Source organism: Paenibacillus sp. OT2-17 (genome assembly GCF_009827695.1).
In the GTDB taxonomy this organism is placed as follows: domain Bacteria; phylum Bacillota; class Bacilli; order Paenibacillales; family Paenibacillaceae; genus Paenibacillus; species Paenibacillus polymyxa_B.
In genome coordinates, this window is the sequence record NZ_WUDQ01000182.1 from 1 (window position 1) to 6737 (window position 6737).

Below are 6737 nucleotides of genomic sequence, written 5' to 3' on the forward strand. Positions count from 1 at the left end.
CACCGAGCTTCGCGGCAGCCATCTGGATATCTATGATCACTGCATTGATCGGCGTATTTATGGGTTTAACGGCGTCGTATGAACTTAGTAGACCCCCAGGGGGGACAATTGCCATGGTGCTGTTATTATTCCTGATCGTAGGAGCTGGTATTCAAAAGCTGGTCCGTAAGCTGGGCAAGCAGCAGGCTTCCCGACGGAAGAATGCGACAGGCCAGTGAGTGTAATTACAGTGAGAGTGACTAAAAACTAACACATAAAGGAGTAATGAATATGAATACATGGTTCAAAAAATCATTTGTATTGTCTGCGGGACTAGCACTTATTTTGTCTGGCTGCGGAGCCAAATCTGATAATACAGCTACAAATGCTTCCCAAACCGAGCCGAATGCGGCACAAACAGCAGACAAGCTGAATGTGGTCACCACTTTTTATCCAATGTATGAATTTACCAAGCAAGTTGCTGGAGACCATGCTAACGTAACCGCGTTGATTCCTGCCGGTGCTGAGCCGCATGACTGGGAACCAAGCGCCAAAGATATGGCACAGGTTAAGGATGCTGACGTATTTGTTTATAACGGTATCGTCGAAGGTTGGGCAGAACAGGCTTTGAGCAGCGCGTCCAACGATAAGCGTGTTGTAGTTGAAGCGAGCAAAGGGTTAAACCTGATGGAAGGCACTGCTGAGGAGGAAGAAGGAGAAGAAGCACACGCAAAGGAAGGCCATGATCACGATCATGTGCTGGACCCTCATGTATGGCTTAATCCAGTCTTGGCCCAAAAAGAAGTAGAGTCCATTGAAGCAGGGCTTGTGGCAGCCGATCCGGCAAACAAAGCTGATTATGAGAAAAACGCTGATGCTTATATCGCCAAGCTGAAGGATCTGGATAACGAGTTCAAAACAGGTCTGAAAGATGTAAAACGTAAAGACTTTATTACGCAGCATGCTGCTTTTGGTTATTTGGCTAAGCAATATGGTCTGACCCAAGTACCTATTGCCGGATTATCTCCAGAGCAAGAGCCTACACCAGACAAGCTGGCGGGTATTATCAAATTTGCTAAAGAAAATAATGTTAAAACGATTTTCTTTGAAACTCTTGTTGATCCGAAGGTCGCTGAGACCGTAGCTACTGAAATCGGTTCAAAAACCGATGTACTGAATCCGCTCGAAGGATTGACGGATGAAGACAAACAGAAGAACCTGGATTACCTTGGTGTAATGAAAAACAATCTGGAGGCTTTGAAAAAAGCTCTGAATGAATAAGGAATTCTTAAACGAATAAGTTTAAAAACTGACGTCGGAATGATACCGGCGTCAGTTTTTTTATAACTATCTAAGAAGATTGTACTTTCTGGGCTAGTGCTCTAGATACAGTAGATATATAGTCCTTTGTAATTTGCTTTTCAGAAATGATTTACGTCATTGTGAAACGTTTTTTTGAAAACTAATTCTGTAGTAGCTAGTTTCAAATTTCTTTTATAATTCATTGGTAGCGTTTTTATTTTTACAGATTCTTTCTATTAATATTACTAGTTTATTCACCGATATTGAAGTTTGGGCGTGCATATCATTTGACAACGGATTGGAGAGGTTAATTTGGCAACAGTTATAGTAGTGGATGACTCTTTATTTATGCGTTCTGTGCTTAAGGATATTCTTTTGGATTTAGGTCACGCTGTTATTGCGGAAGCAGAAAATGGGTATGATGCTGTTTTAAAATACGCACACTTTCGTCCCGATTTAATCACCATGGATATTAATATGCCTAAGATGGACGGACTTGAGGCTGTTAAAAAGATTGTAGAGCTTGATCCTCAAGCTAACATTTTAATGTGTTCTGCTTTGGGGCAGCAGGAAGCGATTATAAAAGCATTTCAGGCAGGTGCAAAAGACTTTATTGTTAAACCATTTGAGATGGAAAGGGTCGTGAATGCAGTCACAAAAATGCTGGGGAGTTAAGGAATCAAGATTTTTAATACATAAATATTGAACATGTTAAAGCGAGAATTCCATGCTTATTTTCACGAATATGGAGATGAATAGGATGAGCAATCGAGTGTTGTCTCAAAAAGTATTTATAGACGAACTGATCGCTACGATCAAGAATGGAGGGCTTGTCCCTGTAAATTATGAACACCTCGTCAGCGAACAAAGGGAAAGAATGGATGCTCTTAACAATGAACTTACCCTTCGTATTGAGGGATTAGAGACCGATTTGATCTCTGCTTCGACACATTCCATTCCTTTTGCCAATGGCGAAATTATGTTTCTTGCTCGCTATATTGTACTCATTGGGGATCATACCGAGGGATACTTTGTGTTCTATGGAGCAGAAGACTGTGAAAGTCCAGAGGAATATCAGTTTTTAACAAGCTCTTATCAACTTCCACATCTATTACTTGAATTATCTCTTTCTTTAAAAGAACATGGTACTAATGAGCCGCTTGATATTCTGACTTATTGGAATGGCCCTGTCTATCCGCTGAAAGATTTGAATAAAGAAGATATTAAGCTATCCACCTATGAATTTTAAAGTGAGGAGATGGGATTAGGGGCATCGAGGTTTGGTAATTACTTATACAAAGGAGTTGAAAAATCAATGATTAGTAAAGTCGGTCAAATTATGTTGTATGTAAATAACCAGGATGAGGCACTGGATTTTTGGACAAAAAAAGTAGGATTTAAAGTAATTTCTGAAGAAAATAATGGTCAAGGAATGAGATGGATTGAAATTGCTCCTGCAAAGGGTGCAGAAACAAGCATTATTCTCCACAATAAGGAATTCGTTGCTAAAATGTCACCTGAATTAAATCTCGGTACACCTTCTTTAATGTTTTTTTCGGAAAATCTTGATCAATTATATGACGACTTATCAAATAAAAATGTCAAAGTTGGAGAAATTGTAACTATGCCTTTCGGAAGAGTGTTTAACTTTGCAGATAATGAAGAAAATTACTTTGCTGTAAGGGAACGAACTAAATAATAAATTTTTGTAGAAGTTAAATTTTTAAGTTCAGATTACATTGTTACGAAATCCCTTGAGAGAGTCAAATCCCTCAGGGGATTTTTTTACATTGATAATCAAACGCATGTTCGCATATAATACAAACAAACGTTCTGATAAGGAGTGAAGGATCATGTTGGAAAAATACGTGGGGCAGATCGTGGAAATCGTGTATTTGGATCGGAAGGGCAAACTGTCTCATCGGCGTATCGAGGTGCATCGTGTGCAGAATGGCTTGATACGAGCCATCTGTTTACAGACAGGCCAGCCACGTGTTTTTCGATTAGATCATGTATTGGCATGGCATCCGGTAACCAGAACAGCATAGGAGGGGCTTACGATGGGGAAAAAGCTTGAAGGAAATGGCATATGGGAAAGCTCGCGCATGATTTTGCCTGAGCATCGGGAGGCATATTTAAGACTGATGAAGGAGCAAGGAAGGCGCGGCAAGCCAGCACTGGACGATCAGGAAATGCAGCAGATTGAACAGGCCATTATCGTATCCTATAACGAACGTAAGCCTATTACGCTAAAAGTGTTCAATCCATTTGATGATGAGGAGCTGCGTGGACTGGTCACGGTGATTAACACAAGTCGGCGAGAGGTGAAGCTATCCCGTGGGGAAGAGGATTTTAGCTGGATAAAGTTGGAGGAAATTATCGAGGCGGATATATAAAAACAGTCTGACTAAGTCGGAGTGTTTTTTACATTTGTCCCGCCGTTTTTTAAAATTAAGATTGTAGCTCTATGAATCCATATTTAAAATAAAACTGTAATTGCAAAAGGAGGAGTTCAATATGAAAATAAGTAAAAATAATGCTGAACATTATATATGGGGAGATCAATGTGATGGTTGGCGCTTGGTGAAAAATAATGATTTGAGCATTATTCATGAGCGGATGCCTGGAAATACACATGAGGTGAGACATTATCATCATCATGCGCGCCAATTTTTCTTTATTTTATCAGGTACAGCGGTACTTGAAGTGGATGGTGAACGAATCCAATTAGGATCTCAGGAAGGGTGTGAGGTTCCTCCTATGGTGCCTCATCAAATGTTTAATGAAACGAATCAGGATGTTGAATTTTTGGTTATTTCTCAGCCTGCGAGCAGAGGTGACCGGGTTCTGGCCGAAAAATAATATTTTGGAGTAGACATGTTCCAGCGAAGGTTGACAAGTCTTTTTTAGTACCGTATAGTGCTAAATATGATGAAAAAAAATAAAATCACGAATCGGGATGTTGTTCTGCGCATCGCCACCTCATTGTTTCTTACCCAAGGATATCATGCAACAAGTATGGATGAAATTGTGGCTGTGAGCAATGTGTCCAAAACGAACATTTACTATTATTTTAAAAGTAAAGAAGAGCTACTTTCAGCCATTCTGGATCAACTGATTCAAACGTATAATGAGATGATTTATGAAGTTGTTTCGCGTAAGGATCAGTCTGTTCAGGAACGTTTTGAAATCCTTCTTCAATTGCTGACAGAGCAAGAGACAGATAGTTTGGGAGGCTGTCCCTTTATTACTCTTTATACGCAAATGCCTCAAGATAGCGCCTTGTTTCGGAATAAAATAAGTCAGTTCTTCCAAAGCCAAATCACTACCGTAGAAATATTGCTGAACGAGGGAAGGGAAAGATTAGAGATTCAGGCTGAACTTCCTGCGAGGTCGACGGCCCAATTCATCATCTCGGCCATTGAAGGTGCGCTCTTTCTGCAGCATGCAAGCCAGGACCCGAGCATACTCGAAAATTTAAAATTTACTTTAGCACTTCTGCTAAAGTGATTTTTTTAATCTTTATTAGTACTATAAAGTACTAAAAATTAAAAAAGGCAGGTTTCGTATATGGCACATATCTTTATCACGGGCGGCACAGGGTTTATCGGCATGCATACGTTACGACAACTTTCCAAGGAGGAACACACTATTACCGTCCTGGTTCGTTCGCAGCAGAAGTGGGAACAAATATGCAGGCAAAGGGATTTGGAGACAGCGTGGCATACCGGGAAATTAACACCGGTTATTGGCGGTTTGAGTATACCTGCTCTAGGATTAAATCCTGTTGACAGGCAACTCGTGGAGACAGCAGATGTGATAATTCATGCAGGAGGTCCGATGGATATTCTGCTGGGAGAGGAGGATGCGAGAGCAGCTTTTCTACAAGCAGCAGAAGAAATGATAACGTTGGCTACACATATTCATGCGAGCAAAGGGTTACGACATTTTATCCATTTGGTTGGGTACAAAAGCCCTTTTAATGATCATAATTGGATTACTCCCGAGCCCATCATCGATCATTTGGAACAAGCGCCTCCATATGAACGGATGAAATTTTTGGCTGATTTGCGTATTCGTCAAGGAGCACACAAGGAAGGATTTCCGCTTTCGGTTGTCCATTTGAGCGTTGTCATAGGTGACTCAGAGTCTGGGGATACGCCCCAAACTGGTGGGCTAGGCATTCTCGTAGGTTCTACAGCGCGCAAGCTTATGGGACTTGTCCCCGGCGGAAAATCTCATTGGCTTCCCTTGGTCCATGTAGATCATGCAGCCGAATTGATCAGTGTTCTTACGAAGGAATCACATCCTGCTAGTGAAACATACTACTTGATGGATGACAGGCAGCAGAGTCCAACGATGATAGAGCTGGGAACGAATATGGCGAAGGAGCTTCGTGTCTGTAAACCGCTCGGTTCGATCTCGCCAGCTTGGCTAACCAGTATACTGGGTACTCCTCTGGGCCAAAAGTTAGGTATTCCGAAGGAATCACTCGATTTTATCGTGGATGTGGACTACCCACTGGATGCAGCACGAGAGATTCAACGTAAATACGGGTTGTCACAGGCGATGAACAAAAGCGTGTTCCCATTTGTCATTACTGATCTTGATTTCAGGATTGCTCATTCCACCATAGATACAGATGGATATGTCCGCAACAGACGTGGGCCATTAGCTACCCTGGAGCGAAGGGTGAAGAATGGAAATCCAACGATCGTATTAGTTCACGGTACTTTCAGCGGGGCAGATTGTTTGATACCGCTGGCAAATCAATTTCCGGAATCCTCTGTTTGCTTGGTGGATCTTCCCGGTTTTGGCCGTTCCCCATACCATCATAAGGAGGATGTACTAGAAGGCCACATTGAATCGTTAGTGCAGGCTATTCAGGCTTTGGAAACGCCAATCTGCCTTGTAGGTCATTCGTTCGGCGGACTACTAGCTGCTAAGGCATGGGAACGCGTACCTGAGCGTATCAGTAGCTTACACCTATTGCAGCCTGTATTGCATACTGCTCCGCGCAGATATCGGAGCGCACGAATTACGGAGAGTATGCTAGGCAGATTCAGCGATTCAGGCTTACGCAAGCAATTGCTTGCGCAGACTTGTTTTGAAAGTATCGACGATATCCCGCCAGCATACATCACGTATGTTCTTGAAGAAATGCGTTCCCCACGCGTAAGAAAGACGACTGCGCAAGCCCTAGCCATGCTAACGAAGTCCGATAGCTTCCGGTCGGTTCCTGAGATATCCGAAAGAATGTATAAAGAGGAGGTTTCGATTCTATGGGGTGTGAAGGATCAGATCTATAAGTTGCCCGAGCCATTTCATGCCCTGCATACGCTGAATATTCCGGCAGCTCATCATTTTCCGATCTCGCAACCGGAACGAACAGCGCAATATCTAAAGCAGCACATAGGACAGAATAACGTTAGTGTATAAAAATAAAACCAGCCTAG

At 42.1% G+C, this 6737-nt stretch carries 10 protein-coding genes; all 10 read left to right on the forward strand.

Annotated features, from left to right (window positions below):
• Positions 1 to 218 (forward strand): metal ABC transporter permease (locus GRP75_RS16645; protein WP_202404176.1); only part of this gene is annotated, 218 nt, incomplete at its 5' end.
• A gap of 52 nt (positions 219 to 270) precedes the next feature.
• Positions 271 to 1260: a metal ABC transporter substrate-binding protein gene (locus tag GRP75_RS16650; RefSeq protein WP_023988406.1), complete on the forward strand. Its 990-nt coding sequence runs from the start codon at positions 271 to 273 to the stop codon at positions 1258 to 1260.
• 333 nt (positions 1261 to 1593) lie between these two features.
• Positions 1594 to 1956 carry a response regulator gene (locus GRP75_RS16655; RefSeq protein WP_023988407.1) on the forward strand — a complete coding sequence of 121 codons (363 nt, stop codon included), beginning with the start codon at positions 1594 to 1596 and terminating at the stop codon, positions 1954 to 1956.
• Between the two features lie 85 nt (positions 1957 to 2041).
• Positions 2042 to 2530: a hypothetical protein gene (locus GRP75_RS16660; RefSeq protein WP_160789843.1), complete on the forward strand. Its 489-nt coding sequence runs from the start codon at positions 2042 to 2044 to the stop codon at positions 2528 to 2530.
• 66 nt (positions 2531 to 2596) lie between these two features.
• Positions 2597 to 2980, forward strand: coding sequence for a VOC family protein (locus GRP75_RS16665; RefSeq protein WP_023988409.1), 384 nt, complete (start codon positions 2597 to 2599; stop codon positions 2978 to 2980).
• Between the two features lie 154 nt (positions 2981 to 3134).
• Positions 3135 to 3329, forward strand: a complete 195-nt coding sequence (locus GRP75_RS16670) for a hypothetical protein (protein ID WP_028542346.1) — start codon at positions 3135 to 3137, stop codon at positions 3327 to 3329.
• Positions 3330 to 3341: 12 nt separating this feature from the next.
• Positions 3342 to 3677: a YolD-like family protein gene (locus tag GRP75_RS16675; RefSeq protein WP_013310132.1), complete on the forward strand. Its 336-nt coding sequence runs from the start codon at positions 3342 to 3344 to the stop codon at positions 3675 to 3677.
• 121 nt (positions 3678 to 3798) lie between these two features.
• The gene (locus tag GRP75_RS16680) at positions 3799 to 4143 is read left to right on the forward strand and encodes a cupin domain-containing protein (protein ID WP_028542344.1); all 345 of its coding nucleotides are present in this window, start codon (positions 3799 to 3801) and stop codon (positions 4141 to 4143) included.
• Positions 4144 to 4209: 66 nt separating this feature from the next.
• Positions 4210 to 4791, forward strand: a complete 582-nt coding sequence (locus GRP75_RS16685; RefSeq protein WP_237449079.1) for a TetR/AcrR family transcriptional regulator — start codon at positions 4210 to 4212, stop codon at positions 4789 to 4791.
• A gap of 60 nt (positions 4792 to 4851) precedes the next feature.
• Positions 4852 to 6720 carry an alpha/beta fold hydrolase gene (locus GRP75_RS16690; RefSeq protein ID WP_160789844.1) on the forward strand — a complete coding sequence of 623 codons (1869 nt, stop codon included), beginning with the start codon at positions 4852 to 4854 and terminating at the stop codon, positions 6718 to 6720.
• Positions 6721 to 6737: the final 17 nt, after the last annotated feature.

Bases quoted from the DNA above. Each gene is read 5' to 3' on its own strand.
- GRP75_RS16660 (WP_160789843.1), top strand. From the start codon at position 2,042: ATGAGCAATCGAGTGTTGTCTCAAAAAGTATTTATAGACGAACTGATC.
- GRP75_RS16680 (WP_028542344.1), top strand. From the start codon at position 3,799: ATGAAAATAAGTAAAAATAATGCTGAACATTATATATGGGGAGATCAA.
- GRP75_RS16670 (WP_028542346.1), top strand. From the start codon at position 3,135: ATGTTGGAAAAATACGTGGGGCAGATCGTGGAAATCGTGTATTTGGAT.
- GRP75_RS16690 (WP_160789844.1), top strand. From the start codon at position 4,852: ATGGCACATATCTTTATCACGGGCGGCACAGGGTTTATCGGCATGCAT.
- GRP75_RS16675 (WP_013310132.1), top strand. From the start codon at position 3,342: ATGGGGAAAAAGCTTGAAGGAAATGGCATATGGGAAAGCTCGCGCATG.
- GRP75_RS16650 (WP_023988406.1), top strand. From the start codon at position 271: ATGAATACATGGTTCAAAAAATCATTTGTATTGTCTGCGGGACTAGCA.
- GRP75_RS16665 (WP_023988409.1), top strand. From the start codon at position 2,597: ATGATTAGTAAAGTCGGTCAAATTATGTTGTATGTAAATAACCAGGAT.
- GRP75_RS16685 (WP_237449079.1), top strand. From the start codon at position 4,210: ATGATGAAAAAAAATAAAATCACGAATCGGGATGTTGTTCTGCGCATC.